We start from the raw sequence: 26756 nt of genomic DNA, 5'->3' as shown, positions 1-26756 counted from the left end.
CGGGGGAGGGCGGCTACACGCTCTGGGCGATCCTGCACCAGCGCGGGCTCATCGACCTGCCGTGGGGGGTGGCGCGCACCTCCTATCCGGTCCTGCCCTGGATCGGCGTCATGGCGGCCGGCTACGCCCTGGGCCCATGGTTCACCAGTGAGATGCCGGCGCGGACGCGGCGCTACCGCCTCCTCGGCCTCGGTGCGGCGACGCTGGCGGGGTTCCTGATCCTGCGCGGTCTCAACGGCTACGGCGAACCGGTTCCGTGGCAGGCGGGCACCTCCTGGGACGCCACCCTCAGGGCGTTCCTGAATCTCACGAAATATCCGCCCTCGGCCGCCTTCCTCCTTGCGACCCTCGGCCTCGGCCTCGTCCTGCTCGCGGCCCTCGAGGCGGTGCCGCCGCGCAGCCTCGGCTGGCTCTGTACCTACGGGGGCGTGCCACTGTTCTTCTACGTCGCGCACCTCTACGCCCTGCGCCTGCTCGACGACGGGCTGAAGGCGGCCGGTTTCGCCGCATCGTCCGGGCGGATCGAGGCGCCCGGCCCGGTCCACCTCTGGCTCATCGCCGCGGCCCTCGGTCTCGCGCTCTATCCCGTCTGTCGCTGGGCCGTCCGGTTCAAGCGCCGGAGCCCCGCACGCTGGGTGAGCTACTTCTGAGGCGGCCGGCCCGCCAGGGGAACGGGCCGCCTCGATCGAGCGGGAACGGTCTCAGGCGGCGACCTTCTTGCACTCGGCGGCACAGGCCAGGCACGCTTCCTGGCAGGACCGGCAGTCGGCGATGGCCGGGAACTTGGCGCATTCCACGGCGCAGGCCGAACAGATCTCGCCCACGGCCTTCGCCAGGACGCGGGTGTGGGGGGAATTGACGGCGGCGAGGGATTCCAGGGCGGCGCAGGACTGGACGAGGTCGTGGACCGACCGCATGCAGGCGACCATGCTCGTGTCGTTCATGGCCAGCATGCCGAAGCAATGCCGCAGGCAATCGTTGCCGGTGGAGACGCACCGCGCGCTCGACGCCTTCAAGGCCGAGAATTGCGGCGGATGGTCGTGAGCGGCCCCCATTTGGTCGTGGCCCTGCATGTGGGCATGATCCGCCGTCTGCCCCATGGCGGGGGCAGCGGCCATGAGCGCGGCGGCGCCTCCCAGCCCGGTGATGAAGTCCCGACGTTCCATCCTGATCCCCCCTTGGCGGCGCAAGCCGCAGGCGAGCGGCTGGCGCTCCATCGCGTCGCCGGGCCGCCCGTTCTCGGTGTCTCTCGCGAAACGCTCTCGGCACCGCAGTGCCCGGTGCGGGGGCCGACGGTGACCGGACGTCTCGCGAGGCCCTCTTACCCGGACGCGGCCGCGATTTCGACGAAAAACGCAACCTCCGGAACCGGGCCGCCCGCGCAGGATCACGTTAAACGTTCCGTCAGGAGGCCGTGCCAGGGTCCCGGGCCATGCCTGCCGTCGCGACGGTGGAAACCGCCCCTCGAGCCTGGAGGCTTCGATGCCCGCCTTCGACGTCCGCGATCTGCTGCAAGCGGCGGGCGAGACGGACCGGCAGGCCGCCGCGTCGCCGGTGCGGGGGCAGGGCGCCGCGCCGCGGCGGGAGGCGATGTCCCCCGTGGTGCTCGCCGATTGCGTCCGGGTCGGCGAGTTCCTCTTCGTCCTGGCCCTCGGGGTGGCGGTTCGAGGGCTGACGCCGACCTGCCTCGTGACGTCCCCGTTCCGCACCGTGGCCGCCGCAGGCAGCCTCGCGATCCTGGCCGTCCTCGTGTTCCAGGCCGCGGGCGCCTACCGGATCGACGCCGTGCGCCGGTTCCCGGGCACGGCCCTGCGGCTGACCCTGGCCTGGACGGCGGCCTGCCTCGCCGCAGGTGCCTACCTCGTCCTGGCAGAGGCCGCCGATCCGTGCACCCGGGCCTGGCTCGTGGCCCTGTACGGCATCGGCCTCGGGCTTCTGCTGACGGGCCGCTTCGTGCTGTCGCGGATCATCGGCGCCCAGATGCGGGAGGGCCGCTTCGACCGGCGCACGGCCATCGTCGGCGGCGGCCCCATCGCCGAGGACCTCATCCGCGCCCTCGACGCCGAGACCGAGTCCGGCATCCGCATCGTCGGCGTGTTCGACGATCGCGGCGACCGGCGCTCCGACGCCGTCGTGGCCGGATACCCCAAGCTCGGCACCGTCGACGACCTCGTCGCCTACGCCCGCACCACCCGCCTCGACCTCATCGTCTTCACCATCCCCATCGCGGCCGAGGACCGCATCCTCCAGATGCTCGCCAAGCTCTGGGTGCTGCCCATCGACATCCGCCTCTCGGCCCAGGCCTCGAAGCTGCGCCTGCGCCCGCGCGCCTATTCCTACCTCGGCTCCGTGCCCGTGCTCGACGTGTTCGACCGGCCCATGGCCGATTGGGACATCATCGCAAAAAGCCTGTTCGATCGCCTCGTCGGCCTCGCCATGCTGCTGGCCTTGAGCCCCGTGATGCTCGCCGTGGCGGCCGCCGTCGTCCTGACCTCCCCCGGCCCGATCCTGTTCCGCCAGAAGCGCTACGGCTTCAACAACGAGCTCATCGAGGTCTACAAGTTCCGCTCGATGTACCACGACCAGGCGGACTTCGCCGCCGCCCGTCAGGTGACCCGGGGCGATCCGCGGGTGACGCCGGTGGGCCGCTTCATCCGCCGGACGTCCCTCGACGAACTGCCGCAGCTGTTCAACGTCATCAAGGGCGAGCTGTCCCTCGTCGGACCCCGCCCCCACGCCCTGCAGGGCCATGTGTCGAACACCCTCTACGATCAGGTGGTGGACGGCTACTTCGCCCGCCACAAGGTCAAGCCCGGCATCACCGGCTGGGCGCAGGTCAACGGCTGGCGGGGCGAGACCGACACGAGCGACAAGATCCGTCGCCGCGTCGAGCACGACCTGCACTACATCGAGAACTGGTCCGTGCTGTTCGACATCCGGATCATGCTCGCGACCCCCCTGTCCCTCATCCGCACCCGGAACGCCTACTGACGCCCCGCGACGCCGTCCCGGGGGGATGTTTCCGAGGGGTCTTCGGGCCATCGATCCGCGGCCGCGCGCGATCGCCCGCCAGCCCGGGCGTTAAGAATCTCTGAAGGGTCTGTTGGCTATTTGTTAGCCATGATGGTCCCGTCCGATTCGCTCCTGCCAGCGATCACCGCCCTCGGAATCCCGCTCGGCACACCCGAGACCGCTCGGCCGTCCCTCGTGATCGCTCCGCCCGGGACGGGCCAGGCCCGTTTCCTCGACGGCATCGGGCGGGCATCCAAGGCCTGGATCGTCGTCAACACTTCCAGCGTCGCAGGCCGCCCGGCGGCGGATTCACCCTGAGGAGACCCCATGTCGTCGCAGCGGGTTCCCCCCGAAGAATCGACCCTCGACCGGATCCGGACCACGTCCGGCAAGGGCATCCTCGCCCTGGTGTGGGTCAACGTCGCCCTCATCGTCGGGTTGAACGCCTGGCAGGGCGCCGTATCGAGCACCGTGGCGACGGCCGCTGCCCTGGCCTTCGCCCTTCCAGCCACCTGGGCGAGCACCCGCAGCCTCATCGGGCCGCGCACCCGGATCGTCTCCAGCCTGGCGCTGGCCGGCACCGTCGCGGTCCTGGTGGCGATCCTCCAGCGCAACGGCGGCGGGCGCTCGCTCCAGCTCGACGCCCACATGTACTTCTTCGCGTGCCTCGCCATCGTCGCCGCCTGGCTCGACGGGAAGGCCCTCGTGGCCTACGCGGCCGTCGTCGCCCTCCATCACCTCGTGCTCTCCCCGGCGCTGCCGGGCCTCGCCTTCCCGGACGGGGCCGGCTTCGACCGTGTCCTCCTTCACACCGCCGTCCTCGTCGCGCAGACCGGTTTTCTTGTCTGGCTGGTGGCAAGCCTCCAGGCCGGCGTGGCGGCGAGCGAGGCCCTGCGCCCGAGCGTGGCCGACCGTGACGCCGCCGAGGTCCTAAAAGCCGAGGCCGTGTCCCGGGACGCGGCCGAGCGGGCGCGGGCCGTGGCCGTCGCGGCCCGGGTCCGGGCGTTCCAGGGGGCGGTGGGCGACGCCGTGGAGACCATCGAGCGGACCCTCGGAACCCTGGAGGGCAGCGCCGGCCACCTCACGCGGTTCGCCCACGAGACCACCCGGACCACGGACGGCGCCACGGCGAGCGCCCGCCAGGCCGGCGACAACGCCCAACGGATCGCCCGAACCAGCCTCGGGCTCACGACGGCGGCGGACGAGATCGCCGGGCATCTGGCAGCCACCGGCACCGTCGCGCGCGCGGCGGCCGACGAGGCGCGCCAGAGTGGTGAGACCGTTCAGGCCCTGACCGCCTCCGTGGAGCGGATCGGCTCCGTGATCACGGCGATCCGCAAGGTCGCCGGCCAGACCAATCTCCTCGCCCTCAACGCCACCATCGAGGCGGCGCGGGCGGGCGAAGCCGGCCGAGGCTTTGCCGTGGTTGCCTCGGAAGTGAAGGCCCTGGCCGGCCAGACGGCGCGGGCCACAGAAGAGATCGCCGCGCAGATCCGCGACGTCGAGGCGGCGACGCAGACCTCCATCGCCTTCATGCACGGCTTCGCCGCCCGGATCGCCGACGTGGAGCGCACCACCACGGCGATGTTCGAGGCCATCGAACGCCAGCGGCAGGCGACGCAGGACATGGACACCCATGTGGGGGCCGCCGTGCAGGACGCGCAGGCGACCAGCACCCAGGTGACGGCCGTCGCGAACGCCCTCGGGACGACGACGCAGGTGGCCGACGCGGTTCGGGCCTCGACCCAGGCCGTGCGCGATCAGGTCGGGCACCTCGAAGGCGTCACGGCGGCGTTCCTCCGCGACCTGCCCGCGGATACGGCGCGGGTGGCCTGACGGGGCGTTTTCGACGCTCCACGGATACGGCTCGCACTCTCAGAAGCTGTGCGTCGGCCGGTCGAGGACCCGCCGGCCCATGAGGCTGGCGGCCAGGTCCGTCATGAGAAGGGCGGTCCGGCCGCGCTCGTCCAGGAACGGATTGAGTTCGACGAGGTCGAGGCTGCGCACGAGGCCGCTGTCGTGCAGCATCTCCATGGCGAGATGGGCCTCGCGGAAGGTCGCGCCGCCCGGCACCGTGGTGCCCACCCCCGGGGCGATGCCGGGCTCCAGGAAATCGACGTCGAGGCTCACGTGCAGGAGGCCGCCGGCCGCCGCCACCCGATCGAGGAAGGCCGCCAGGAGAACGCCGATGCCGTTCTCGTCGATGGCGCGCATGTCGTGGACGCGGATGCCGGAGGCGCGCAGGGCCGCGCGCTCGGCAGGATCGACGCTGCGCAGGCCGATCATGCAGACGTGGCCCGGGTCCACGGGCACGGCCAGGGGCGGCAGATGGCCGGCGAACCCCGGCGCGCCCGTGGCGTAGGCCATGGGCACGCCGTGGAGATTGCCGCTGGTGGTGGTGTCGAGGGTGTGCAGGTCCGGGTGGGCGTCGAGCCACAGGACGAAGAGCGGACGTCCTTCGCAGGCCGCCCGCCGACTCATGCCCGAGATGGTACCGGCCGACAGGCTGTGATCGCCGCCGAGGAAGATCGGCACGCCGAGCCCCCCGGCCGCGTCGGCGGCCTCCGCCAGGGCGGCGGTCCAGGCCGCGACCTCGGGCAGCCCGTGGATCGCCGGATTGGGATGGGGCGGGACGGAGAACGGCGCGGGAACGAGGTTGCCGCGATCCTCGACGTCGAGGCCGAGGTCCGCCAGCGCCAGACCGAGACCGGCCGCCCGGTAGGCGCTCGGTCCCATGTCGCAGCCGAGGCGCCGGGTGCCCGCCTGCACGGGGGCGCCGATGAGAATGCAGCGTCGGGGGTCCATCGCGTCTCACGCCTTCTCGTTGCCCACCGGCTATACCGGCCCAAAATGCCGATCCGAAGACGATGGTGCTCCGGGCGCCCCCCTGGCAATCGCCCGCCGGACGGCGCAAACGAAGTTCGGACGGAGCCCGCGCCCATGACCGACACAGAGACCGCCACCGAGACCAATCTCAAGACCCGCACGGTCCTGGTCCTCAACGGCCCCAACCTGAACCTTCTCGGACAGCGCCAGCCGGAGATCTACGGCGCCGAGACCCTGAGCGACGTCGAGGCGCGGTGCCGGACGGAAGCCGAGGCCCACGGGCTCACCCTCGCCTTCCATCAGAGCAATGCCGAGCACGCCCTCATCGACTGGATCCACGCCTACCGCGTGGGCTCGGCCGGCATCGTCATCAACGCGGGCGCCTACACCCACACCTCCATCGCCATCCTCGATGCCCTCAACACCTGCGAGGTGCCCATCGTCGAGTGCCACATCTCCAACGTCCACCGGCGCGAAGCCTTCCGGCACCATTCCTACGTCTCGCTCGCCGCCACCGCCGTGATGGCGGGGTTCGGCACCCACGGCTACGTCCTGGCCGTGCGCCACCTCGCGCACCTGCGGGATGCCCGGCCATAGGCCGGGTCCGGCAAGACCTGATATGAGGGAAGGGCCGATCTCCGGGGCAGCGGAGCCCACCATGCATCTCCTCATCGTCGACGACCATCCGCTGTTTCGCGAGGCCCTGGCCAGCACCCTCGCGCTCGCCTACCCGGAGGCGGTGCTCCACGAGGCGGACGGGATCGCGGAGGCCTGCGCCGCCCTGGAGCGTGAACGGGCCATCGAACTCGTGCTCCTCGACCTGACGATGCAGGGTGTGCAGGGGTTCGACGGCCTCGTCTCCATCCGGGCGCGGTTCGCCCGCGTGCCGATCCTCGTGGTCTCGGGGCTCGACGATCCGCGGATCATGCGCGAGGCCATCCATCACGGTGCGGCCGGCTTCGTGCCCAAGGCCGTGGACAAGGCGACCCTGACGCGGGCCATCGCGGACGTCCTGGCCGGGGGCCTGTCCCTGCCCCCCGCCCTGGCGGGTGCTACCGACCCATCCGACCGGCCCTCCCTGGCCGAACGTGTTGCCCGGCTCACCCCCCAGCAGATGCGGGTGCTGGGGATGATCCGCCAGGGCAAGCTCAACAAGCAGATCGCCCATGCCCTTCAGGTGGGCGATTCCACCGTGAAGGCGCACGTCACCGAGATCCTGCGCAAGCTCGAGGTGGGCAGCCGGACCCAGATCGTCATCCAGACGGCTGGCCTCGACTTCGACCACATTCAGGCCCGCTCCTGAGATCCGGTCGCCGGACTACTCGTCCTCCCGGCGCGCGAGGTGGCGGCCGAGTTCGAACAGCAGCATGTCCGTCAGGGTGAGCAGGAACGGATCGGCGATCCGGACCATGGTTTCCCGCAATTGGATGGCCTGATCGATGGCCTCGTCGACGGGGCAGCCCGCGGGATCGGCGAGGGAGCGCTCGGGCGCGGCCCGGCGGGAGATTTCTGAGGAACCGGTCAGCATCGCATCACTCTGGCAACGGGTGGGAAAGGGGGGGTCGAGGCGACCCGCTCACGACAGCGTCGGGCGTGCCGCAGGCGAGGGGGGGCGCGTGTCGTCGGAGGCGGGGATGCGCAGGACCGGGCCGGACAGGCCGAACAGGCGCCGGCATGTGGCCACGGTTTCCGGGGTCAGGCGCGCGTAGACCGGCAGCAGGAGCGAACCGTCGTAGGTGCAGGGCAGGGCGAGGGCTTCCACGTCCCAGCCCATGTCCATGAGGCGGGTGACGAGAACCGGGTGCGTCTGCACCAGGAGGCCCTCGAGGCCGAAATGCTCGGCGGCTTCCGCCACGGCCGTGAAGGACGCACCCGAGACGGCGTCGATTCCCTTGGCGCTCTCGCGCTTGCCCGGGGCCACGGCGCAGCGCGTCCATTCGTAGATGCGCGGCCCGGACGGCGCGGACCTCCCTTTGAGAAGCTCCGGATACAGGTGCGTCATCAGGTGCGGCCGGGTCGTCGGCAACAGGCGCGCGTACGAGACGATGGTGCCGGCGCCCCGACCGGCGGGCTCCTGCCCGACAACATGCAGGCAGTCCGGACCGTCGAAGGCATCCCGCTCGCGGCCGTCCTGCCTGCGGCAGGCCTCCCACCTCAGGTGATCGACGAAGAAGTCGTGCCGGAAGCGGTAGATCAGGTTCATGAGACCCGGATCCAGCGCCTCGACATCGCCGCACAGAACCCTCAGCACGCCAGACCTCCCCGCAACGGGGCGTGTTCTGGCCAAGCTTGGGTCGCTCAGGCACTCGTAGATTTACGGGGCATCGGAGCGCCGGGACTCAGTCTATGATCCGTTGCCTCAAGGCCTCGGCGACGCTCTGGACGCGGCTCGTCGCCCCCAGCTTCCGCGCCGCGCAGGCGAGGTAGTGCTCCACCGTGCGGGCGGAGATGGAGAGGATCACGGAGGTCTCCCACGCCGTCTTGCCGGCGGCGGCCCATTTCAGGCATTCGATCTCCCGACCGGTCAGCCCCACGGCGGCCCCCTCCGCCGCATCGCCCTCCTGCACCCGGCGCGCGATCGCCTTGGCCCGGGACATGGCGTAGATCGCCACGAGGTGCAGCCCGGCGCGGGCATCCTCCGACAACCGCACCTCGGTGCCGCCGAAGCTGACACCGGCCTCGCTGCCGTCGAGCTCGTGGAAGGGCACACAGAAGCCCTCCTTCAGGCCGAACTCGCGGGCCTCGTTCATCACGACCGAACCACGCGGGTCCCCGTGGGCCGCCGCCTCGTGCCAGAGGAACGGATCCGTCGTCGCCCGGATGTAACGGATCACCGGATCCCGATGCAGGTGGTTCCGCTCCTCGTAGCGCTGCGTCCAACCGGGCGGCCAGCCGGAGATCAGCGAGCAATCGGACAGATTCTCGCTCGGCGAATGCGGTAGGCCGCCGATGAGGAACGCATCGTAGCCGAAGATCGTGCCCGTCCGGCGCAGCTCCGCATAAACAGCCCGCTGGGTTCCGGCCGAACGCAGGCGGTGAATGATGTCGAACGCGGTCTGACGGACATCTGGCAAAAGCGTAACTCGAAATTTCCTCAGAAATCATAGCGGGATCGATGGTTTCCGAAAGGTGAAGACGGGCGGGGGCCTCCGTCCCCTTGCCCCCACAAACAGACCATGCGCGCCCGAAACCGGACACCGCCGGGCCATGCGCCGTGATCGGGCACGGCGCCACCCGTCACCTCGCGCCACGGGAGGAGTAGCTGTCGAGGCGACGGATCGATCGTGCGGCCGAACATCCGACGCGGAGAACGCTCTTTTCCAAACGCGATCGAAAAAGCCATTCCATTCCTTTGACGACAGACAGTCACGGCCCGATACTTCGACTCGAATAGTGGCGCAGACCGATACCGATGATTGAATTCATCTTACGAGTATCCTGGTCTTTCCATTCAGGGCGTCCGCACACGTCTTTCACCGTATCCGGCGCCCCGGCACCGGACGCCTCTCCTCCCGAACACGGATCATCCCATGAGCCTTCACCCCCCGACCGCCACGGACGAATCGATCCGGTTCGCCTACTGGGTGCCCAACGTCTCGGGTGGCCTCGTCGTCAGCAAGATTCCCCAGCGTACGGGGTGGGACGCTCCCTACAACCGGCGCCTCGCGCAGATCGCCGAGGAGGCCGGGTTCGACTACGCCCTGACGCAGATCCGGTTCACCGCCGGCTACGGCGCCGAGTATCAGCACGAATCCGTTGCCTTCAGCCAAGACCTGCTTTCCGCCACCACGAAGCTGAAGGTGATCGCCGCCCTGCTGCCGGGACCGTGGAACCCGACCCTGGCCGCCAAGCAGATCGCCACCATCTCCCACCTCAGCGAGGGGCGCATCGCCATCAACCTCATCTCGGGCTGGTTCTCGGGCGAGTTCCGCGCCATCGGTGAACCCTGGCTCGATCATGACGAGCGTTACCGGCGCTCGGAAGAGTTCATCCGCGCCCTGCGGGGAATCTGGACGCAAGACGACTTCACGTTCCGGGGCGATTTCTATCGCTACACAAACTACACCTTGAAGCCCAAACCGGTCGACCCGCAGCCGGAGATCTTCCAGGGCGGCTCGTCACGGGCGGCGCGGGACATGGCCGCCCGGGTGTCCGACTGGTACTTCACCAACGGCGACACCCCCGAGGGCATCCGGGCGCAGGTGGACGATCTCCGGGAGAAGGCTCGCGCCAACCGCCGTTCCGTCAAGGTCGGCGTCAACGCCTTCGTCATCGCCCGCGACACGGAGGAGGAAGCCCGCGCCGTCCTCCAGGAGATCATCGACCAAGCCGATCCGGACGCCGTGAAAGCCTTCGGCCACGAGGTGAAGAACGCCGGCAAGGCCTCTCCGGAAGGGGAGGGCAACTGGGCCAAATCCACCTTCGCGGATCTCGTCCAATACAACGACGGCTTCAAGACCAACCTCATCGGCACGCCCGACCAGATTGCCGAGCGCATCGTCGCCTTGAAGGAGGCCGGCGTGGATCTGGCGCTCCTCGCCTTCCTGCACTTCCAGGAGGAGGTCGCGTATTTCGGCGCGCACATCATCCCACGGGTAAGGGCCCTGGAGGCGCAGCGCGGGCGCCGGGCGCAAGCCGCCTGAACCGAGTCCCCCGCCCACCTTTCGGAGATCAGCCATGAACATCGCCGTCAGCGCGAGCGCCCTTGAGGCCAACCGTATTCCCCAGGGTGTGCCCGGACCGACGAAGCCTTCGGCACCGGCCCATATCCTCCGCGACGACGCCGAGGCACTCCGCGTCGCCCATGCCCTGGCGGAAGAATTCCGGGCGGGTGCCGCCGAGCGCGACCGCACGGGCCGCCGGCCGTTGCCCGAACTCGATGCCTTCTCCCAGAGTGGGCTGTGGTCGATCAACGTCCCGAAGGCCCATGGCGGGCCGGGCCTGTCCTACCGCACACTGGCTCGGGCAATCGCCATCATCTCGGCGGCCGATCCCTCCATCGGGCAGATCGCCCAGAACCACCTCGGCATCGTGGCCGCCATCGACACCGTGTCGGACGAGGACCAGAAGCGCCTGCTGTTCGGCCTCGTGCTGGCCGGCACCCGCTTCGGCAACGCCTTCTCGGAGAGCGGCACCAAGCGGGCGGCCGACTTCAACACCCATTTCGTCGACCACGACGACCACGTCACCGTTCACGGCCGCAAGTTCTACGCGACGGGGGCGCTGCTGGCCCACCTCGTGCCCATCGTCGCCGTCGATGGCGAGGGCCGGCCCTGGTACGCCATCGCCGAGCGCAACGCGCCGGGCCTGACCGTCATCGACGACTGGTCGAGCTTCGGCCAGCGCACCACGGCGAGCGGGACGGTGATCCTGGACGGGGTCCGGGTGGAAAAGAGCCACCTCGTGCCGGCCTGGAAGGGCTACGAGCGTCCGAGCGCCGACGGGGCGATCTTCCAGATCATCCAGGCGGCCGTCGATGCGGGCATCGCCCACGAGGCGCTCGCCGAGACCATCGCGTTCGTGCGCACGAAATCCCGCCCCTGGATCGACAGCGGCCTCGACCGGGCCTCGGACGATCCCCACACGATTCGCCTCGTGGGCGACCTCACCATCCGCCTGCACGCAGCCGAAGCCCTCCTGGACCGGGCCGGCCTCGCCCTCGACGCGGCGGTGGCCGCCCCCGATGCCGACAGCGTCGCGGCGGCCCAGCTCGCCGTCGCCGAAGCCAAGGTACTGACCACGGAGGTGGCGCTTGGCGCCACCAACACCCTGTTCGAACTCGCCGGCACCCGCTCGACGCTCGCCGAGCACAATCTCGACCGCCACTGGCGCAACGCCCGCACCCACACGCTCCACGACCCCGTGCGCTGGAAATACGCCATCGTCGGCAACCATGCCCTCAACGGGGTCAAGCCGCCCTTCCACGCCTGGAGCTGACGCGGAGGCATCCCTTCGTCGAGGGGTGTCCGGCTCTCGAAACCAAGCGAAACCAATGCGCTCGGGTGCCGCGCCGAAGTCGATCTCCGGCTCGGCGCGCGTGGTTGCTCCCACAGGCGATGGGTGGACGGCGTGCTATCGACCAAACCTGTGCCTTGCCGGGGGCCGTGACCTTTGGACGACTGGTGGGAACGCGGCGGTCCGTTCCTTGTTACCCGGCATGAACTTTATCGCCCCCGACCGTACCGAAACCGAGTCCCTGCGCATCCGCACCGCGGCTCGCGTCGTCTCGCGGTTCGCGGCGGAACGGGCGGATGCCCTCGACCGCACGGGCGGATTTCCGGCCCGCGACGTGGTGGAATGCCACGAGGCCGGCCTTCTGGCCGCGCCCCTGCCGGTGGCGTTGGGCGGGTCCGGCCTTGACGCGCCCGCCATGGCGCCCGTGCTCCTCAACGTGCTCGCCGAGGTCGGTCGCGGCAGCCTCGCCCTCGGGCGTCTGTACGAGGGTCACGTCAACGCCCTATCGCTGATCCTGCGCTACGCCTCCGAACCGGTGCTGCGGCGCCTCGTGGCCGACATCCATGCCGGGCATCTGTTCGGCGTGTGGAACACCCAGCCCCAGGCGGGCGGCCTCGTGCTCGATCCCCACGGCACCGGCGAACTCGCGGGCGTGAAGTCGTTCGCCTCGGGCGCCGGGGCGGTGACCCGCCCCCTCGTCACCGCGCGCCGGCCGGACGGACGCCAGCAGATGCTCGTCGTCAGCCTCGAGCCCGGCACGCGGGCCGACCTGTCGTCGTGGTGCGCCCACGGCATGCGCGCCTCGACCTCGGGCGTGCTCGACTTCACCGGCCTGCCCGTGGCGGCGCAGGCGGCCGTCGGCGAGGCGGACGATTACTTCCGCGAGCCGCATTTCTCCGGCGGCGCCTGGCGCTTCACCGCCGTGCAGCTCGGCGGCATCGAGGCCGTGTTCGACAGCCTGCGGGCGCATCTCGTCGCCACCGGGCGGGGCGGCGATCCGCATCAGGCGGCGCGGCTGGGAGAGGCGGCCATCGCCGTGGAAACGGCGCGGCTGTTCGTGGGCCGGGCCGCCGCCCTGGCGAGCGATCCCGACGCGGAGCCGGCGCGGGTGATCGCCTACGTCAACCTCACCCGCCTCGCCGTGGAGCGGGCCGGCCTCGACGTGCTGGAGCGCGCCCAGCGCTCCGTGGGGCTCGCGGGCTTCCTCCAGACCCACCCCCTGGAGCGGCTCATGCGCGATCTCGCCACGTATCTGCGCCAGCCCGGCCCCGACCGGGCCCTGACCCATGCCGCCGCCCACGTGCTCGCCGACGCACGCACCGCCGACGCGCTGTGGCGCGACCCCGGCACGAACGACCCCGCCGATCTCCAACCCGGCCGCGCCGCGTGACCCGGTCCAGCGCGTCCCTTCCGCCGGGCTACTTCGACGGCATCTACGCGGGCAATCCCGACCCGTGGGGGTTCACCACCAGCGCCTACGAGGGGGCGAAGTACGACGCCACCCTGGCGGCCCTCTCGGAGCCCACCTACGCCGAGGCCCTGGAGGTGGGTTGCTCCATCGGCGTGCTGACCCGGCGCCTGGCGGAACGCTGCACCCGGCTGCTCGCCCTCGATGTCGCCGAGACCGCCCTCGCGGCGGCCCGCGCGCGCTGCGCCGAGACCTCGAACGTCTCCTTCCTGCGCGCGGCGGTGCCGGAGCAGTGGCCGCCCGGCCGGTTCGATCTCATCGTCCTGTCGGAGGTGCTGTACTTCTTCACGAAAGCCGATCTCGACCGCCTCGCCGGCCACATGGTCCGGGCGGTGAAGCCCGGCGCCGAGGTGATCCTCGTCCACTGGACCGGGGAGACGGACTATCCCTCGAGCGGCGACGAGGCCGTGGAAGCCCTCATCGCCGGGACCGCCGGCACCCTGGCCCCCCACCACCACACCCGCGCGGAGAAATACCGCCTCGACGTGCTCCGGGCCCGCGCCGCGCCATGACGGACGGGACGAAGCGCCGAACGGTCTTTCGTCACCGCGCCTGGGTGCGCCTCGCCCATTGGCTCAACGCCGCGGCGTTCGGAGCGCTCGTCGTCAGCGGCATCGCCATCCTGCTCGCCCTGCCGCGCCTGTTCTGGGGCGAGACCGGCGCCAACGACGCCCCCGCTGCCCTGGTGTTGCCCCTGCCGGTGAACCTCGAACAGACGGGCTGGGGCCGCAACCTCCATTTCCTCGCCGCCTGGATCCTCGTCCTCAACGGCGGCCTCTACCTCCTCGCCTCGCTCGCCGGCGGGCACCTGCGCCGCGACCTCCTGCCGGACCGCGACCAGCTGGCACCCGGCCACCTCGCCCGGGAGATCGCCGACCATGCCCGCCTGCGGGCGCCGAAGGGACGCGAGGCCCTGCGCTACAACGCCCTGCAGAAGATCGCCTATCTCGCGGTGATCCTCGGGTTGTTCCCCCTGATGGTGCTCACCGGTCTCACGATGTCGCCGGGCGTGACGGCGGCGTTCCCGGAACTCTTCACCCTGTTCGGCGGCCGGCAATCGGCCCGCACCCTGCACTTCGTCTTCGCCTGCCTGCTGGTCCTGTTCCTCCTCGTCCATGTCGGTCAGGTCTTCGTCGGCGGCGCCGTCAATCTCACGCGCTCGATGATCACCGGGCGCTTCACCGTTCCGCCGGACGCGCCAGTCTCTCGGGAGCCCACCGATGCGTGACCTCTCGCGCCGCCGCCTCCTCACCGGTTCGGGGGCCGTCCTCGGGGCCGGCCTGCTCGGCGGATGCGACGCGCCCGCCCTGTCGCACCTCGCGACGCCCTACGATTGGAGCAACGGCCTCACCTTCGCGGTCCAGCGCTGGCTGCTGGCCCGCCAGCCCCTGGTGCGCGAGTTCGACCGCAGCCGGATCTCCGCGGTGTTTCCGACCATCAACACCACGGACCCGGACGACCCCGTCTACCGGCGCTCCCGGGATGTCGCCTTCGCCGACTGGAAACTGCCGGTGACCGGCCTCGTCGAACGCCCGGGCACGTTCTCCCTCGCCGACCTCAGGACGATGCCGGCGCGCACCCAGGTGACGCTGCATTCTTGCGAGCAGGGTTGGTCGGCCATCGGCGAATGGACCGGCGTGCCGCTGGCCCACCTCCTCGCCCATGTCGGCCTCAAGCCCCAGGCACGCTTCATCGTCATCCGCAGCGTCGACGGCTGGTGGGACAGCTACGACCTGTTCGATGCCCTCCACCCGCAGACAGTTCTCGCTTACGGCATGAACGGGGGCGACCTGCCGGTGAAGCACGGCGCCCCGGTGCGCCTGCGGGTAGAGCGTCAGCTCGGCTACAAGAGCCTGAAATACATCGCCGCCATCGAGGCGGCCGAGCGCGTCGACGGCTACGGCAAGGGCCGCGGCAGCATGGTCGCCGAACTCGGCTTCCCCTGGTACGCCGGGATCTGATCGGGTCTCGATGATCGTCGGGCTCCGCCCGACACCCGCCGAAGGGATGATCCCTTCGGAATCTCAGGCCTCAGGACAGGGCGAGACCGCCCAGAGCCGTGAGCCCGACCACGATCCAGGGCGCGACGCCGCCCACGGTGAGCAGCACGAAGGCCGTCGCCGCCAGAGCGACGTCGCGGGCGCTCCCGATCGCCCCCGTCCAGACCGGATCGTAGAGGGCGGCGGCGAGGAGCCCGACCACGGCGGCGTTGCCGCCGCGCAGGGCCGCCTGGGCCAGGGGTTTCTTTCTGAGGTCGTCCCAGAACGGCAGGGCCCCGGTGACGAGGAGGAGGCCGGGGAGAAAGATCGCCGCCAGGGCCAGCCCCGCGCCGAGGAGACCGTTCGGCGGCATCTTGAGGACGGTGCCGAGATAGGCCGCGACGGTGAAGAGCGGCCCCGGCACAGCCTGCGCCGCGCCGTAGCCGGCCAGGAACGCATCGGCGCCGATCCAGCCCGGATCGACGGTGCCGGCGCGCAGAAGCGGCAGCACCACGTGGCCGCCGCCGAACACCAGGGCGCCGGCCCGGTAGAACGCGTCCGCCACGGCCACACCCTGCCACGGCCACAGGGCGGCCAGGACCGGCAGGCCGGCGAGCAATCCGAAGAACAGCGCCAGGGCGACGGCGCCGGTCCGCCGCGACAGGGGCACGGCGAGGCGTCCGACGGGGGCGGGGGGCGCCGCCCGGCACAGGAGGAGACCGGCCAGGGCCCCGAACCCGATCGCGGCGACCTGCCCGAGGGACGTCGGCGCGAGAACCGCGAGCCAGAGGGCACCGAGGGCGATTCCGGCGCGGGTCGGGTCCGGCGCCAGGGTCCGGGCCATGCCCCACACGGCCTGGGCCACCACCGCCACGGCCACGAGCTTGAGGCCGTGCAGCAGGCCGGACAGCACCGGCCCGCCGCCCGACCCGGCGCCGTACGCGACGCCGACGAGGAGGAGGGCGGAGGGCAGGGTAAAGCCCGCGAAGGCCGCGAGCCCACCCCACAGGCTCCCGGCCCGGAGGGTCCCGAGGGCAAATCCGACCTGGCTCGAAGCGGGCCCGGGCAGGAACTGGCACAGGGCGACGAGGTCGGCATAACCCGCCTCGTCGATCCAGCGCCGCCGCGCCACGAACGCCGTGCGAAAGTAGCCGAGATGAGCGACGGGACCGCCGAACGCCGTCAGGCCGAGCGTCAGAAACGCGAGGAAGACCTCCCGCAGCGAGCCCTTCGGGGCATCAGAGTGCCTCACAAAACTCCCGATCACGGCCGGTTCTCTCCGAAGCACGACAGCAGAGCGGAAGATTTGTGAGAGACACTCAGGCAAGCCCCCCGGCCTCCACGATGAAGCGCGCGACGGTGTCGGCGCCGTGTCCCTCGCGGAGCGACGCGAACACGTAGGGGCGCTGGCCCCGCATGCGCTGCGTGTCGGATTCCATCACCCCGAGATCGGCGCCGACCAGGGGCGCGAGATCGGTCTTGTTGACGATGAGAAGATCGGAGCGGGTGATGCCGGGCCCCCCCTTGCGGGGGATCTTCTCGCCGCCCGCGACATCGATGACGTAGAGGGTGAGGTCGGCAAGCTCCGGCGAGAAGGTGGCGGCGAGGTTGTCGCCGCCCGACTCGATGAGGATGAGGTCGAGCTTCGGGAACCGCCGGCGCATCTCGGCCACCGCCGCGAGGTTGATGGAGGCGTCCTCGCGGATCGCCGTGTGCGGGCAGCCGCCGGTCTCGACCCCCATGATCCGCTCCTCAGGCAGGGCCCCCGCCACGGTGAGGAGGCGGGCATCCTCCTTGGTGTAGATGTCGTTGGTGATGGCGCAGATCTCGTAGGTGTCGCGAAACCGCTTGCAGAGCTGCTCCATCAGGGCGGTCTTGCCGGAGCCGACGGGGCCGCCGATGCCGACGCGCAAGGGACCGTTGGGAGAGCGGCCGTTGGGAGAAGCCATCTTAGAATCTTTCACGAACGGAAAATCCGAGAGTACTGGGTCTCGTGCCGGAACGAGCCGAGGTCGAGGGCAAGGGTCGCGCTGCCGAGGTCGTCCAGGGTGAGCTCCGGCGTGCCGGCCGCGAGGGTCACCACGCGCGGTGTCAGGGCCGCGAGCACCCGCGTGCCGGCGCTCTGGCCGATGGGCGCGCACCGAAGCGCGGCCGAGACGAGGTTCTGCAGGAAGGCGAGGCCGAAGGCCGCGAGCACCGGGGTCAGGGCCATGCCGTGGGCCCCGGCCGCGAGACCGACCGCTACCGGATAGGCCACCGGGCCGGGCAGGGCCTCGGCGAGACGCGCGAGGGCCGGATTGGGCCAGGCCGCCACGGTGGCCTCGAGGAAGCTGCGGCCCTGCTGGCTCGTCTCGAGGTGCAGTTCCCGCGATGGGGCCAGGGCCAGGGCCAGATCGTTGAGGTCCGCCAGCGCGGCCGCATCCCCCGCCAGGGCGGCGCCATGGGCATGCGCGGCGAGAATGAGGTCGTTGCGCCCCGATCCGAGTTCGAGCACGTCGGCGAGCCACGCCGCCAGGGACGCCTCGTCGACGATGTCGCCGGCCTCCACGGCGCCCTCGAGCCCGTGCGAATACGCATAGGCGCCGACGGGATAGCCCGGCGACAGCCACGCCATCAGGCGCAGGGCATCAATCATGCGTGTGGGAATGGCCGTGCGCGTGACCATGATCATGCGGATGATCGTGACCGTGGCCGTGATGATGGTGGCCGGCCGCCTCGCCCGCATAGGCCCCGCCTTCGGGCCGGAACGGGCGCTCCACCGCGTCCGCGGTGCCGCCTAAGCCCCGCACCATCTCGGCGAGCACGTGATCGTACGCGATGTAGACGGCGTCGGGGGCGATCTCGGCCGGGATGTGCCGGTTGCCGATATGCCAGATCAGCCGCTTGAGGGCGTGGTCGTCGGCGGCGCGAATTTCCAGCAGCCGTTCGGGCGCGGCCTCGACCCAGACGAGGCGCCCGTCCTGGAGCACCAGGGCATCGCCGTCGTCGAGCACCGTCGGTTCGGCGAGATCGAGGAGGAAGGCGAGGCCGCCGAGCCCCCGCATGGCCATGCGGCGACGATGGCGGTCGCCATGGTCGAGGACAATGCGGTCGACGATCTCGCCCCGGAGGACATCGCGGCGCAGGACGTGGGTGGCGCGGATCATGGACACGAAGACCGGAAGAGACACGCCTCCACCCATTGCTGGAACCGCATCAGACGACGTCCGGACTGAGTGGACCGGGGTAGAATCCCTCGTCGAGGATCAGCGCCAGGGAATAGGGGCATGTTTCCGGAAACCTGTTCTCGGGAAGGCCGGTCTCGTCCGCAGCGCGTGTGCGAGCGAGACGGTAGCTCTTGGCGAGCACGGCCTCGGGCCATGATCGCAGACTCGGGCTGACTTCGATGAGGCCGTCGATCTGGAGGCGCTGCTCGACGATAGAGGCGCGCCAGCCATATTTGCGCTTCTCCGGCTGAAACTCCCACTTCAGGAGATGCTGAAGCAGAATCGCGAGGCGGCTTCGAATTTCAGATTTCTGCGATCCGCCCACGCTCTCGATCTCTTCCGCCAGATGCTGCCAGTCGATCTCCTGTGGCCGGCCGGTCCGGAGCAGGGCGGCCTGTGCCTGCGTCCAGAGATAGAGGTCGGTCTCATAGAGATCTTGCGCCCGTGGGACTCGGACCGGCGACGGACCGACAGCAGCCTTGGACATGACGGGTCTCCGCATTCCGGCGCCATCCTATCTCAAAACAGGAAGTAGCGCTGCGCCATGGGCAGAACCTCGGCCGGCTCGCAGACGAGCAATTCGCCGTCGGCGCGGACGTCGTAGGTTTCGGGATCGACCTCGATGTTCGGCGTGGCGTCGTTGAGGATCATGCTCTTCTTCGAGATGCCGCCGCGCACGTTCTCCACGGCCACCAGCCGCTTCTGGACGCCGAGGCGCTCGCCGAGGCCGTCCTCGATGGCGGCCTTCGACACGAAGGTGAGGGCGGTGGCGAAGGGCGAGCGGCCGATGGCCCCGAACATCGGCCGGTAATGCACGGGCTGGGGCGTCGGGATCGAGGCGTTGGGGTCGCCCATGGGCGCGGTGGCGATCATGCCGCCCTTGAGGACGAGGTCGGGCTTCACCCCGAAGAAGGCGGGCGTCCAGAGCACCAGATCGGCGAGCTTGCCGGGCTCCACGGAGCCGATATGCGCCGAGACGCCGTGCGCGATGGCCGGGTTGATGGTGTATTTCGCGATGTAGCGCCGGGCCCGCAGGTTGTCGTTGCCGCTCGCGTCGCCCGGCAGGGCGCCGCGCTGGCGCTTCATCTTGTCCGCCGTTTGCCAGGTGCGGATCACGACCTCGCCGACCCGGCCCATGGCCTGACTGTCCGAGGACATCATCGAGAGGGCGCCGATGTCGTGCAGGATGTCCTCGGCCGCGATGGTCTCGCGGCGGATGCGGCTCTCGGCGAAGGCGAGATCCTCGGGGATCGCCGGGTCGAGGTGGTGGCACACCATCAGCATGTCGAGATGCTCGTCGATGGTGTTCTTCGTGTAGGGCCGCGTCGGGTTGGTCGACGACGGAAGGACGTTGGACAACCCCGCCACCTTGATGATGTCGGGCGCGTGGCCGCCGCCCGCCCCTTCCGTGTGGAAGGCGTGGATGGTGCGCCCGGCGAACGCCCGGATCGTGTCCTCGACGAAGCCGGACTCGTTGAGCGTGTCGGAATGGATCATCACCTGGACGTCGTGCAGGTCCGCCACGGTGAGGCAGGTGTCGATGGCCTGGGGCGTGGTGCCCCAATCCTCGTGCAGCTTGAGGGCGCAGGCCCCGGCGCGGATCATCTCGACGAGGCTCTCGGGCCGCGAGGCGTTGCCCTTGCCGGCGAAAGCGAGGTTCATCGGAAACGAATCCGCCGCCTCGATCATCCGGGCGATGTGCCACGGGCCCGGCGTGCAGGTGGTGGCGAAGGTGCCGTGCGCCGGCCCCGTGCCGCCGCCGAGCATGGTGGTGACCCCCGAGCACAGGGCCTCCTCGATCTGCTGCGGACAGATGTAGTGGATGTGGCTGTCGAACCCGCCCGCCGTGAGGATCTTGCCTTCCCCGGCGATCACCTCCGTGCCGGGGCCGACGACGATGTCGACGCCCGGCTGGATGTCCGGGTTGCCGGCCTTGCCGAGGCGGACGATGCGCCCCTTCACGATCCCGACGTCGCACTTCACCACGCCCCAATGGTCGAGGACCACGGCGTTGGTGATGACCGTGTCCACGGCTCCGTCCTGGTTGGTGACCTGGGACTGCCCCATCCCGTCGCGGATGACCTTGCCGCCGCCGAACTTCACCTCCTCGCCGTAGGTGGTGTGGTCGCGCTCGACCTCGATGACGAGGGACGTGTCGGCAAGGCGGATGCGGTCGCCGGTGGTGGGGCCGAACATGTCGGCATAGGCGGCGCGGGGAAGGGCGGCGCGGGGGGGCATGTTGGCCATGATCTTTTAGAGCTTTCCCATCACGTCGCCCCGGAACCCGTACACCGTCCGGTCTCCGCCGAGCGGCACCAGCACCACGTCCCGCGTGGCGCCGGGCTCGAAGCGCACCGCCGTGCCGGGCGCGATGTCGAGGCGCTGGCCCCGCGCTTTCTCGCGGTCGAAGGTGAGGCCCGCGTTCACTTCGTAGAAATGGTAGTGCGAACCGACCTGAATCGGCCGGTCGCCGACGTTGGCGACGGTGATGAGCGTGCGCGGCGCGCTTTCGTTGAAGACGATGTCGCCGGGCAGGGTCGTCACGGTGCCGGGCACCTCGGCCGAGGCGGCGCCCCGGATCGGATGATGGACGGTGACGAGCTTGGTGCCGTCGGGGAACGTCGCCTCCACCTGGATGTCGTGGATCATCTCGGGGATGCCGTCCATGCATTGCTCGGCCGTGAGCACCTGGCCCCCCGCCCGCATGAGGTCGGCCACGGAGCGGCCGTCGCGGGCGCCTTCCACGACGAAGTCGCTGATCAGCGCCACGGCTTCCGGGTAGTTCAGCTTCACGCCCCGGCTGAGCCGGTTGCGGGCGACCTGGGCGGCCATGGCGAGGAGGAGCTTGTCCTTTTCGCGCGGGGTCAGGAGCACGGGAAACCTCGGGTTGGGGTGCGTCGAAGCGCGGTCGGACAGGCAAGGACCGTGCGCGGTCCGGCCGTGCCACGATGCATCCCGTACCCGCCCGTGCAAGCCCGATCTGGGGCCGGGCGCTTGAAAGCCCGGGTCCCGAAGCCATCTGCCCGATCGGTTGACAGGACGCCGCGCATCATCGGAACAGCGGGCCCGGAACAGACCGGACAAGGAAAGCCGTCGTGACCGATTCCCGCGACTTCGTCGGCTACGGCCGCACGCCGCCCCAGGCCAACTGGCCGAACGGGGCCCGCATCGCCGTGCAGATCGTGCTGAACTACGAGGAGGGGGCAGAGAACTCCATCCTGCACGGGGATGCGGCTTCCGAGGCCTTCCTGTCCGAGATCGTCGGCGCCCAGCCCTGGCCGGGCCAGCGCCACATGAACATGGAATCCCTCTACGAGTACGGCTCCCGCGCCGGCTTCTGGCGGATCTGGCGGCTGCTGCAGGCGCGCCGCGTGCCCGTGACGGTGTTCGCCGTCGCCAATGCCCTGGCGCGGGTGCCCGACATCGCCGCCGCCATGAGGGAGGCCGATTGGGAGATCGCCTGCCACGGCCTGAAGTGGATCGACTATCGCGATTTCACCCGCGAGGCGGAGAAGGCGCACATGGACGAGGCGATCCGCATCCACACGGCGGTGACGGGCGCCCGCCCGCGCGGCTGGTACACGGGTCGCTCCTCGGTCCACACCCTCGATCTCGGGCTGGAGGCCGGCTTCGACTACCTATCGGATTCCTATGCCGACGATCTGCCCTACTGGATCGGCGGCCCGGACCGGCGCGGCCTCGTGGTGCCGTACACGCTCGACGCCAACGACATGCGCTGCGTCGCCGCGCAGGGCTTCAACACCGGCGACCACTTCGCGACCTACCTGTGCGACACCTTCGATGCCCTCTATGCCGAGGGCGAGACCGCGCCGAAGATGATGTCGGTCGGCCTGCATTGCCGCCTCGTCGGCCGCCCGGGCCGGATCGGCGCGCTCGCCCGCTTCCTCGACCACATCGCCGCGCATGACCGCGTCTGGATCGCCCGCCGCGTCGACATCGCCGAGCATTGGACCCGGCATCACCCGCCGGCCTGACCGCCCTCGACCGGGGAGGATCCGCCTCCGCCGGGCCACGCGCGACGCGACGCGGGCGCACGTTCACAGAGCCGACAAGCGAAGCCCGCATGACTGAACCGACGCCCGAATCGATGACACCCCCCGTCGAGGCCGATGCCTACCGGGCCGCCATGGCGCGCACCGCCAGCGCCGTGCACCTCGTTACCACGGACGGGCCGGGAGGCCGCGCAGGCTTCACCGCCACGGCGGTGTGCAGCGTCAGCGACCGGCCGCCGACCCTTCTGGTCTGCCTCAACCGGACGGCCTCGGCCTACGCCGCCCTGAGCCTCAACGATGTCCTCTGCGTCAACATCCTGGGGGCGCACCAGCGGGGCGTCGCCGACGCCTTCGGCGGCGGCACCCCCATGGACGACCGCTTCGCCGCCGGTACCTGGAGTCGCCTCGTCACGGGATCGCCGGTCCTCGACGGAGCCCTCATGGCCTTCGACTGCCGCATCGTCGGCCGCCAGGCCGTGGCGACCCACGACGTGCTGTTCTGCGAAGTCGTGGCCCTGGCCGGGGCGGGCGCAGGCGACGGGCTGCTCTACGCCGACCGGCGCTACCACGCCCTGCCGCTCTGAGCGGGGACATGCGGGACAGGACCGGATGTCCCGACGGGGAGGCCGCTCAGGGCGTGCCCGGCGCCGGGTTGTCCCGCTCGGCCTTTTCCAGTCCCGCCTTGTGCAGGCCGTCATAGAGTTTCTGCACCTCCTGGATCGTGGCGTGGCCGCGGCTCCAGTTGGTCTCGCGCACGTTGATCGGCGTGAAGGCGCTGTGGGAACGACCGCCGAACCCGTTGTAGATCGTCATCCCGTCCGCATCCGGCCCGGCCGGGTAGTCGATCCGGTAGGAGGGGGCGAGCCCTTTTGACTGGCCGCGCTTACCGGTGATTCCGATGCGCAGGCAGGCATCGCCGTGTCGCTTCTGGCAGAAGCGCATGTTGCCCAGCACCCGGCGCAGATACTCGCTCGCATCCTCGAGATCGGCCACCACGTCGGCGATGGTCGCGTCGGGGGGGAGGTGCTTCTTCTGGATCATGGATCTCGTGCCTCGCGGGAGCGCGAACCATACCGGTGGGCACGGGCGAGGACCAGAACGACGGCCCTCCCGCTAGAACCGAAGGCAGCCCCCCGGAACGATGCTCAGCTTCGCTCCGGGGCCTTTCCGGAGGCGAGGCGGCGAAGGCGGCCCTTGCGCATCTCATAGGCGAAGAGCGACGCCGGAGCCGGCGCCGCATCGGGGACGGGCGCGGGCGCAGGCAGGGTGAGAGGAGCCGCGGCCGGTGGTGGGAGCAGGACCTGCCGGGAGGGCTGTCGACGGGCGTCCCGGCGCAGGAGTGCTTCCCGGACCACGGCCCAATCGTGCAGGATCGCGGCGGCGGTGGCCGGATCGGTGGCGATCACCGCCCGCGCCCCATCGGCGAAGCGGGCATGCAGGGTCGCGCTGGCGTGGAGCGTCCCCGCGAGGGCGCCGAGGCCGAGGCCCAGGATGGAGGTGGCGAAATCGAGGGGGCGGGGCAGGGGGCCCGCCGCGTCCAGGGCGGAGCGCAGGCCGCCGACGATCCCGGTTCGGCGCTGCGGGCCGGAGCCGTCCGCGCGTACGAGATCCACGAGATCCTCGACCCCGCGCGCCTCGCCGCCGGGCAGGCGCAGCAGGCCGGATTCGTAAGTGCCCGGCCCCGTGCCCCATGGGCCGTCGGGACGGGCACCCTCAAGGATTCGAATCTCGCTCATCGTCGCTTTCCGGCCGTCGCCCGTCGGCGTCGCCATGGCACCCTAGCGGCGCATGTGTCCGAAACAGGGCCGGCGGTCAGGCCGCAGGTCCATCCAGGGGAGCGACCCGCGTGCCGTAGGCTTCGGCCATGCGGTCGATGGCGGCGAGCTTGGCGTGGAGCACCGACCAGTCGTCGCGATCGGCGATGGGCGCCCAGAGCGTTTCGACCTCCTCGATAAGCAGGGTGCAGGGATCGGCATCGGCGAAGTAGGGATGCGCGAGGCGGCTCGCATCGCGGGGGGTCATGGCCTCTAGGCTGGCCCGCACGGGCGCGAACGCGTCCGAAGCGTAGAGGGACGCCGACGGGCTGGACGCCGCCCGCGTCGCGGACGCCAGGCCTCCATACCAGTCGAAGAACGTCCGCTCGAACGGCGCCCCGCTGCGGGCGAGAAAGCCCCAGAATGCGGCGACGAAGCGGTTGGTCGCCGCCTCGTCGGTGTGGGCGAGGCCGAGCCGCGCCAGGATGGCCTCGGCAAAGCCGTCCTGGAGGTTCGGCCCGAACTGCTTGAGGGCCGCCTCCAGCCGCTCCAGGGGCGCCAGGGGCATCAGGCATTCGGCGAGGCGGCTGAGGTTCCAGAATAGGGCCTCCGGCTGACGGCCGAAGCTGTAGAGCCCCTGCGTGTCGAAATACGCGGCCGTGAAGGCCGGATCGTTCACCGGCGCGAACCTCCAGGGCCCGTAGTCGAAGCTCTCGCCGGTGACGTTGATGTTGTCGGTGTTGAGCACCCCGTGGACGAAGCCAGCGGCCATCCACTGTGCCCCCGTGCGTGCCACCCGCCGGCACACATCCTCCAGGAAGGCGACGGCGCGGTCTGGCGTCTCGGCCCGCCACGCCTCGGGCATATGAAGGCGGATCGTGTGATCCATGAGCGCGTGGATGTTGTCGGGCTCGTCCAGAGCCAGGAAGCGCTGGAACGAGCCGATGCGGATATGGGAGTGGCTCAACCGCACGAGAACGGCCGACCGGGTAGGGGAGGGCTCGTCGCCGCGCTCCAGGGCCTCGCCGGTCTCGATCAGGCTGAAGGTCTTTGAGGTGTTCACGCCGAGCGCCTCCAGCTGGGCGGTGGCGAGGATCTCGCGCACGCCGCCCTTGAGGGTGAGGCGTCCATCGGCCGTGCGCGACCACGGCGTGGGGCCGCTGCCCTTGGTGGCGAGGTCGAGGAGGCGTCCGTCGCCAAGGTCATAGGCCTGCGCGAACAGGAACCCGCGCCCGTCGCCGAGGTCCGGATTGTACGAGCGGAACTGATGGCCGTGATAGCGCAGGGCCAGGGGCTGCGGGAAACTCCCGGGCAGGGGGATGAACCGGCCGAAATGCGCGATCCACTCGCCGTCGGTCAGGTCGCCGAGGCCGATCCGCTCGGCCCAGAGCTGGTTGCGGAAGCGCAGGATCGTCTGCGGAAACGCGGCGGGCGCCACGACGTCGTAGAAGGCGTCGCCGAGTTCGGCATGGTGCTGCGCGAGGCGCGCGGTGGTCACCGGCATGATGCATCCTGGGAGGTCGGCCGCGCGATGGCGGGACAAGGGGTCAATCGCCCGAAGCCCCCGGATGATCCCAGGGCGCGGGGGCTCCTCACAAAGCGGCTGGCCTCGGGTATAAGGCGAATCATGGACAACATCATCCGCCCCACCTTCGGCCAACCCCGCCGCCCCGAGCCGCAGCCCGAGACCCGCGTCGAGGTACTCACACAGCGCGTCTACGGCGAAGCCGGCGGCTGCCGGGTCTGCCTCGTCCACGACGAGGCCGCGGCTGAGGGCGACGTCTACAAAGTTGTGGCGGGCCTCGTCGTCGACGACGAAGTCAGCACGGTGGCGATCCTTCCCGCGACGCCGGAAGGGGAGGTCGATGCCGAGATCGTCGCCCTCGCGATCCTGCGGACGCTCGGCATGCTCGAAGCCCGCACGGGCGGCCCGGCCAGCGCGTGATTCGGCCGCCTTCGAAAGACAGGCTCGCGAAATACCGGCTTGCATGCCGCGCGGCCTCCATGCTATCGCCCCTCCACCGGAACGGACCGGGCGCGAAACGATCGGTGCACGACACGGATCGCGGGCCAAAACAAACCGCTCTAAGATCCTGACAAGTCAGGACTTTGGGGGATAGTTTAACGGTAGAACAGTGGACTCTGACTCCTCTAGTCGAGGTTCGAATCCTCGTCCCCCAGCCAACGAATTCGGCCCGCCAGTCTCGGACTTGGCGGGCTTTTTCGTGGGATTTCGAGGGGGGATGTAAACGGGTGCGCGGGCGGAGCCCTGCCTGATAGTTGACGGATTGGCCTCCGCCGAGGGGATCGGAGATCGGTCTTCCGGCATGGAAGCAGGCTCATCGCCGCGCGATCGCGGCCCTCTCAGGCCCACCCCGTCGGCCGAGCCCAATGCAAGGGCGCCCCAAATGGCCTGCTTTTTTCGGAGGCGTCGGGGTTCGGCCGAGCCAGAACGCCGAATCTGACGAGTCGTGCCACCCTGTACACGGGTGCCCAACGCCCGAACGCCCAAAGCCCCCGCTTATGTGCGGGGGCTTTGGGTG

Annotated in this window: 29 protein-coding genes, 1 tRNA gene and 1 pseudogene; 16 read left to right on the top strand and 15 right to left on the bottom strand. The window is 70.3% G+C overall.

All coding sequences use genetic code 11. The annotated features are described in order from the left end of the window. Positions 1-650, top strand: a 650-nt coding sequence (locus MFF01_RS11650; RefSeq protein WP_505744256.1) for an acetyltransferase domain-containing protein, incomplete at its 5' end; no start/stop codon positions are given. 51 nt (positions 651-701) lie between these two features. Here MFF01_RS11650 and MFF01_RS11645 read toward each other — a convergent pair. Beyond that, positions 702-1166 carry a four-helix bundle copper-binding protein gene (locus tag MFF01_RS11645; protein WP_238225505.1) on the bottom strand — a complete coding sequence of 155 codons (465 nt, stop codon included), beginning with the start codon at positions 1164-1166 and terminating at the stop codon, positions 702-704. A 316-nt stretch (positions 1167-1482) separates the two neighbouring features. Here MFF01_RS11645 and MFF01_RS11640 point away from each other — a divergent pair, with 316 nt between their 5' ends. The 3 genes from MFF01_RS11640 (at position 1483) to MFF01_RS11630 (ending at position 4848) form a co-directional block, all read left to right on the top strand. Continuing rightward, complete coding sequence (locus tag MFF01_RS11640; RefSeq protein ID WP_238225503.1) at positions 1483-2991, top strand: undecaprenyl-phosphate glucose phosphotransferase; 1509 nt, start codon at positions 1483-1485, stop codon at positions 2989-2991. Between the two features lie 129 nt (positions 2992-3120). Then, the gene (locus MFF01_RS11635; protein ID WP_238225501.1) at positions 3121-3330 is read left to right on the top strand and encodes a hypothetical protein; all 210 of its coding nucleotides are present in this window, start codon (positions 3121-3123) and stop codon (positions 3328-3330) included. A 9-nt stretch (positions 3331-3339) separates the two neighbouring features. Further along, positions 3340-4848 (top strand): methyl-accepting chemotaxis protein, encoded by a 1509-nt coding sequence (locus MFF01_RS11630; protein WP_283207180.1) that lies wholly within the window; start codon positions 3340-3342, stop codon positions 4846-4848. A gap of 39 nt (positions 4849-4887) precedes the next feature. On the opposite strand, the gene rocF is transcribed toward MFF01_RS11630, so the two are convergent. Continuing rightward, positions 4888-5817 carry an arginase gene (rocF, locus tag MFF01_RS11625; RefSeq protein WP_238225499.1) on the bottom strand — a complete coding sequence of 310 codons (930 nt, stop codon included), beginning with the start codon at positions 5815-5817 and terminating at the stop codon, positions 4888-4890. A 135-nt stretch (positions 5818-5952) separates the two neighbouring features. Here rocF and aroQ point away from each other — a divergent pair, with 135 nt between their 5' ends. Both aroQ and MFF01_RS11615 read left to right on the top strand, forming a co-directional pair. After that, positions 5953-6435 (top strand): type II 3-dehydroquinate dehydratase, encoded by a 483-nt coding sequence (aroQ, locus tag MFF01_RS11620; RefSeq protein ID WP_238225497.1) that lies wholly within the window; start codon positions 5953-5955, stop codon positions 6433-6435. Positions 6436-6496: 61 nt separating this feature from the next. Then, positions 6497-7141 carry a response regulator gene (locus MFF01_RS11615; protein ID WP_238225495.1) on the top strand — a complete coding sequence of 215 codons (645 nt, stop codon included), beginning with the start codon at positions 6497-6499 and terminating at the stop codon, positions 7139-7141. A 15-nt stretch (positions 7142-7156) separates the two neighbouring features. Here MFF01_RS11615 and MFF01_RS11610 read toward each other — a convergent pair whose 3' ends face one another. The 3 genes from MFF01_RS11610 to MFF01_RS11600 all read right to left on the bottom strand — a co-directional run bounded on the left by MFF01_RS11610 (position 7157) and on the right by MFF01_RS11600 (position 8912). Further along, positions 7157-7366 carry a hypothetical protein gene (locus tag MFF01_RS11610; RefSeq protein WP_238225493.1) on the bottom strand — a complete coding sequence of 70 codons (210 nt, stop codon included), beginning with the start codon at positions 7364-7366 and terminating at the stop codon, positions 7157-7159. A 48-nt stretch (positions 7367-7414) separates the two neighbouring features. After that, a complete protein-coding gene (locus MFF01_RS11605) occupies positions 7415-8089 on the bottom strand; it encodes an acyl-homoserine-lactone synthase (protein ID WP_238225491.1) in 675 nt (224 codons plus the stop codon). Between the two features lie 88 nt (positions 8090-8177). Beyond that, positions 8178-8912, bottom strand: a complete 735-nt coding sequence (locus tag MFF01_RS11600) for a LuxR family transcriptional regulator (RefSeq protein WP_238225489.1) — start codon at positions 8910-8912, stop codon at positions 8178-8180. Positions 8913-9368: 456 nt separating this feature from the next. Between MFF01_RS11600 and sfnG the strand changes: the two genes are divergently transcribed. From sfnG to MFF01_RS11570, 6 genes are all read left to right on the top strand, one after another. Beyond that, a complete protein-coding gene (sfnG, locus tag MFF01_RS11595; RefSeq protein WP_238225486.1) occupies positions 9369-10481 on the top strand; it encodes a dimethylsulfone monooxygenase SfnG in 1113 nt (370 codons plus the stop codon). 34 nt (positions 10482-10515) lie between these two features. Beyond that, positions 10516-11775: an SfnB family sulfur acquisition oxidoreductase gene (locus tag MFF01_RS11590; protein WP_238225484.1), complete on the top strand. Its 1260-nt coding sequence runs from the start codon at positions 10516-10518 to the stop codon at positions 11773-11775. 220 nt (positions 11776-11995) lie between these two features. Continuing rightward, positions 11996-13183: an acyl-CoA dehydrogenase family protein gene (locus MFF01_RS11585; protein WP_238225482.1), complete on the top strand. Its 1188-nt coding sequence runs from the start codon at positions 11996-11998 to the stop codon at positions 13181-13183. Beyond that, positions 13180-13773, top strand: coding sequence for an SAM-dependent methyltransferase (locus MFF01_RS11580; protein ID WP_238225480.1), 594 nt, complete (start codon positions 13180-13182; stop codon positions 13771-13773). The genes MFF01_RS11585 and MFF01_RS11580 overlap by 4 nt, the downstream gene beginning before the upstream one ends. Further along, entirely contained in the window at positions 13770-14489 is a 720-nt protein-coding gene (locus MFF01_RS11575; RefSeq protein WP_238225479.1) for a cytochrome b/b6 domain-containing protein, read from the top strand. The genes MFF01_RS11580 and MFF01_RS11575 overlap by 4 nt, the downstream gene beginning before the upstream one ends. Further along, the gene (locus MFF01_RS11570; RefSeq protein ID WP_238225477.1) at positions 14482-15222 is read left to right on the top strand and encodes a molybdopterin-dependent oxidoreductase; all 741 of its coding nucleotides are present in this window, start codon (positions 14482-14484) and stop codon (positions 15220-15222) included. The genes MFF01_RS11575 and MFF01_RS11570 overlap by 8 nt, the downstream gene beginning before the upstream one ends. Before the next feature lie 70 nt (positions 15223-15292). Here MFF01_RS11570 and chrA read toward each other — a convergent pair whose 3' ends face one another. From chrA to MFF01_RS11535, 7 genes are all read right to left on the bottom strand, one after another. Further along, a complete protein-coding gene (gene chrA, locus MFF01_RS11565; RefSeq protein WP_238225475.1) occupies positions 15293-16492 on the bottom strand; it encodes a chromate efflux transporter in 1200 nt (399 codons plus the stop codon). 67 nt (positions 16493-16559) lie between these two features. Continuing rightward, positions 16560-17189 (bottom strand): urease accessory protein UreG, encoded by a 630-nt coding sequence (gene ureG / locus MFF01_RS11560; protein ID WP_238225473.1) that lies wholly within the window; start codon positions 17187-17189, stop codon positions 16560-16562. Positions 17190-17200: 11 nt separating this feature from the next. After that, entirely contained in the window at positions 17201-17911 is a 711-nt protein-coding gene (locus MFF01_RS11555) for an urease accessory protein UreF (RefSeq protein WP_238225471.1), read from the bottom strand. Continuing rightward, entirely contained in the window at positions 17868-18386 is a 519-nt protein-coding gene (locus MFF01_RS11550; RefSeq protein WP_238225507.1) for an urease accessory protein UreE, read from the bottom strand. The genes MFF01_RS11555 and MFF01_RS11550 overlap by 44 nt, the downstream gene beginning before the upstream one ends. 49 nt (positions 18387-18435) lie before the next feature. Further along, the gene (locus tag MFF01_RS11545; RefSeq protein WP_238225470.1) at positions 18436-18933 is read right to left on the bottom strand and encodes a DUF29 domain-containing protein; all 498 of its coding nucleotides are present in this window, start codon (positions 18931-18933) and stop codon (positions 18436-18438) included. Positions 18934-18965: 32 nt separating this feature from the next. Then, positions 18966-20693 (bottom strand): urease subunit alpha, encoded by a 1728-nt coding sequence (gene ureC / locus MFF01_RS11540; protein WP_238225468.1) that lies wholly within the window; start codon positions 20691-20693, stop codon positions 18966-18968. 6 nt (positions 20694-20699) lie between these two features. Further along, complete coding sequence (locus MFF01_RS11535; protein ID WP_238225466.1) at positions 20700-21320, bottom strand: urease subunit gamma; 621 nt, start codon at positions 21318-21320, stop codon at positions 20700-20702. 221 nt (positions 21321-21541) lie between these two features. On the opposite strand from MFF01_RS11535, the pseudogene puuE reads away from it, so the two are divergent. Beyond that, a pseudogene (puuE, locus tag MFF01_RS11530) lies at positions 21542-22432 on the top strand (allantoinase PuuE); the annotation flags it as partial. A gap of 98 nt (positions 22433-22530) precedes the next feature. Then, positions 22531-23043 carry a flavin reductase gene (locus MFF01_RS11525; protein ID WP_238225463.1) on the top strand — a complete coding sequence of 171 codons (513 nt, stop codon included), beginning with the start codon at positions 22531-22533 and terminating at the stop codon, positions 23041-23043. Between the two features lie 46 nt (positions 23044-23089). Here the strand turns inward: MFF01_RS11525 and MFF01_RS11520 are convergent, their stop codons facing one another. From MFF01_RS11520 to MFF01_RS11510, 3 genes are all read right to left on the bottom strand, one after another. Continuing rightward, complete coding sequence (locus tag MFF01_RS11520; protein WP_238225462.1) at positions 23090-23500, bottom strand: hypothetical protein; 411 nt, start codon at positions 23498-23500, stop codon at positions 23090-23092. Positions 23501-23604: 104 nt separating this feature from the next. Continuing rightward, complete coding sequence (locus MFF01_RS11515; RefSeq protein WP_238225461.1) at positions 23605-24195, bottom strand: hypothetical protein; 591 nt, start codon at positions 24193-24195, stop codon at positions 23605-23607. A gap of 76 nt (positions 24196-24271) precedes the next feature. Then, entirely contained in the window at positions 24272-25717 is a 1446-nt protein-coding gene (locus tag MFF01_RS11510; RefSeq protein WP_238225460.1) for a protein adenylyltransferase SelO, read from the bottom strand. A 123-nt stretch (positions 25718-25840) separates the two neighbouring features. On the opposite strand from MFF01_RS11510, the gene MFF01_RS11505 reads away from it, so the two are divergent. After that, the gene (locus tag MFF01_RS11505) at positions 25841-26158 is read left to right on the top strand and encodes a hypothetical protein (RefSeq protein WP_238225458.1); all 318 of its coding nucleotides are present in this window, start codon (positions 25841-25843) and stop codon (positions 26156-26158) included. 165 nt (positions 26159-26323) lie between these two features. Further along, a tRNA-Gln gene (locus tag MFF01_RS11500) sits at positions 26324-26397 on the top strand. Positions 26398-26756 lie beyond the last annotated feature (359 nt).

Source organism: Methylobacterium adhaesivum (assembly GCF_022179065.1).
In the GTDB taxonomy this organism is placed as follows: Bacteria; Pseudomonadota; Alphaproteobacteria; order Rhizobiales; family Beijerinckiaceae; genus Methylobacterium; species Methylobacterium adhaesivum.
Note: the sequence above shows the minus strand (reverse complement) of the source record. Positions and strands in the feature narration are given on the sequence as shown.

Bases quoted from the DNA above. Each gene is read 5' to 3' on its own strand.
- MFF01_RS11640 (WP_238225503.1), top strand. From the start codon at position 1,483: ATGCCCGCCTTCGACGTCCGCGATCTGCTGCAAGCGGCGGGCGAGACG.
- MFF01_RS11570 (WP_238225477.1), top strand. From the start codon at position 14,482: ATGCGTGACCTCTCGCGCCGCCGCCTCCTCACCGGTTCGGGGGCCGTC.
- MFF01_RS11630 (WP_283207180.1), top strand. From the start codon at position 3,340: ATGTCGTCGCAGCGGGTTCCCCCCGAAGAATCGACCCTCGACCGGATC.
- ureG (WP_238225473.1), bottom strand. From the start codon at position 17,189: ATGGCTTCTCCCAACGGCCGCTCTCCCAACGGTCCCTTGCGCGTCGGC.
- MFF01_RS11555 (WP_238225471.1), bottom strand. From the start codon at position 17,911: ATGATCATGGTCACGCGCACGGCCATTCCCACACGCATGATTGATGCC.
- MFF01_RS11545 (WP_238225470.1), bottom strand. From the start codon at position 18,933: ATGTCCAAGGCTGCTGTCGGTCCGTCGCCGGTCCGAGTCCCACGGGCG.
- MFF01_RS11645 (WP_238225505.1), bottom strand. From the start codon at position 1,166: ATGGAACGTCGGGACTTCATCACCGGGCTGGGAGGCGCCGCCGCGCTC.
- MFF01_RS11635 (WP_238225501.1), top strand. From the start codon at position 3,121: ATGATGGTCCCGTCCGATTCGCTCCTGCCAGCGATCACCGCCCTCGGA.
- MFF01_RS11615 (WP_238225495.1), top strand. From the start codon at position 6,497: ATGCATCTCCTCATCGTCGACGACCATCCGCTGTTTCGCGAGGCCCTG.
- rocF (WP_238225499.1), bottom strand. From the start codon at position 5,817: ATGGACCCCCGACGCTGCATTCTCATCGGCGCCCCCGTGCAGGCGGGC.
- sfnG (WP_238225486.1), top strand. From the start codon at position 9,369: ATGAGCCTTCACCCCCCGACCGCCACGGACGAATCGATCCGGTTCGCC.
- MFF01_RS11520 (WP_238225462.1), bottom strand. From the start codon at position 23,500: ATGATCCAGAAGAAGCACCTCCCCCCCGACGCGACCATCGCCGACGTG.
- MFF01_RS11515 (WP_238225461.1), bottom strand. From the start codon at position 24,195: ATGAGCGAGATTCGAATCCTTGAGGGTGCCCGTCCCGACGGCCCATGG.
- MFF01_RS11505 (WP_238225458.1), top strand. From the start codon at position 25,841: ATGGACAACATCATCCGCCCCACCTTCGGCCAACCCCGCCGCCCCGAG.
- MFF01_RS11575 (WP_238225479.1), top strand. From the start codon at position 13,770: ATGACGGACGGGACGAAGCGCCGAACGGTCTTTCGTCACCGCGCCTGG.
- ureC (WP_238225468.1), bottom strand. From the start codon at position 20,693: ATGGCCAACATGCCCCCCCGCGCCGCCCTTCCCCGCGCCGCCTATGCC.
- MFF01_RS11550 (WP_238225507.1), bottom strand. From the start codon at position 18,386: ATGATCCGCGCCACCCACGTCCTGCGCCGCGATGTCCTCCGGGGCGAG.
- MFF01_RS11610 (WP_238225493.1), bottom strand. From the start codon at position 7,366: ATGCTGACCGGTTCCTCAGAAATCTCCCGCCGGGCCGCGCCCGAGCGC.
- MFF01_RS11585 (WP_238225482.1), top strand. From the start codon at position 11,996: ATGAACTTTATCGCCCCCGACCGTACCGAAACCGAGTCCCTGCGCATC.
- MFF01_RS11525 (WP_238225463.1), top strand. From the start codon at position 22,531: ATGACTGAACCGACGCCCGAATCGATGACACCCCCCGTCGAGGCCGAT.
- MFF01_RS11590 (WP_238225484.1), top strand. From the start codon at position 10,516: ATGAACATCGCCGTCAGCGCGAGCGCCCTTGAGGCCAACCGTATTCCC.
- MFF01_RS11510 (WP_238225460.1), bottom strand. From the start codon at position 25,717: ATGCCGGTGACCACCGCGCGCCTCGCGCAGCACCATGCCGAACTCGGC.
- aroQ (WP_238225497.1), top strand. From the start codon at position 5,953: ATGACCGACACAGAGACCGCCACCGAGACCAATCTCAAGACCCGCACG.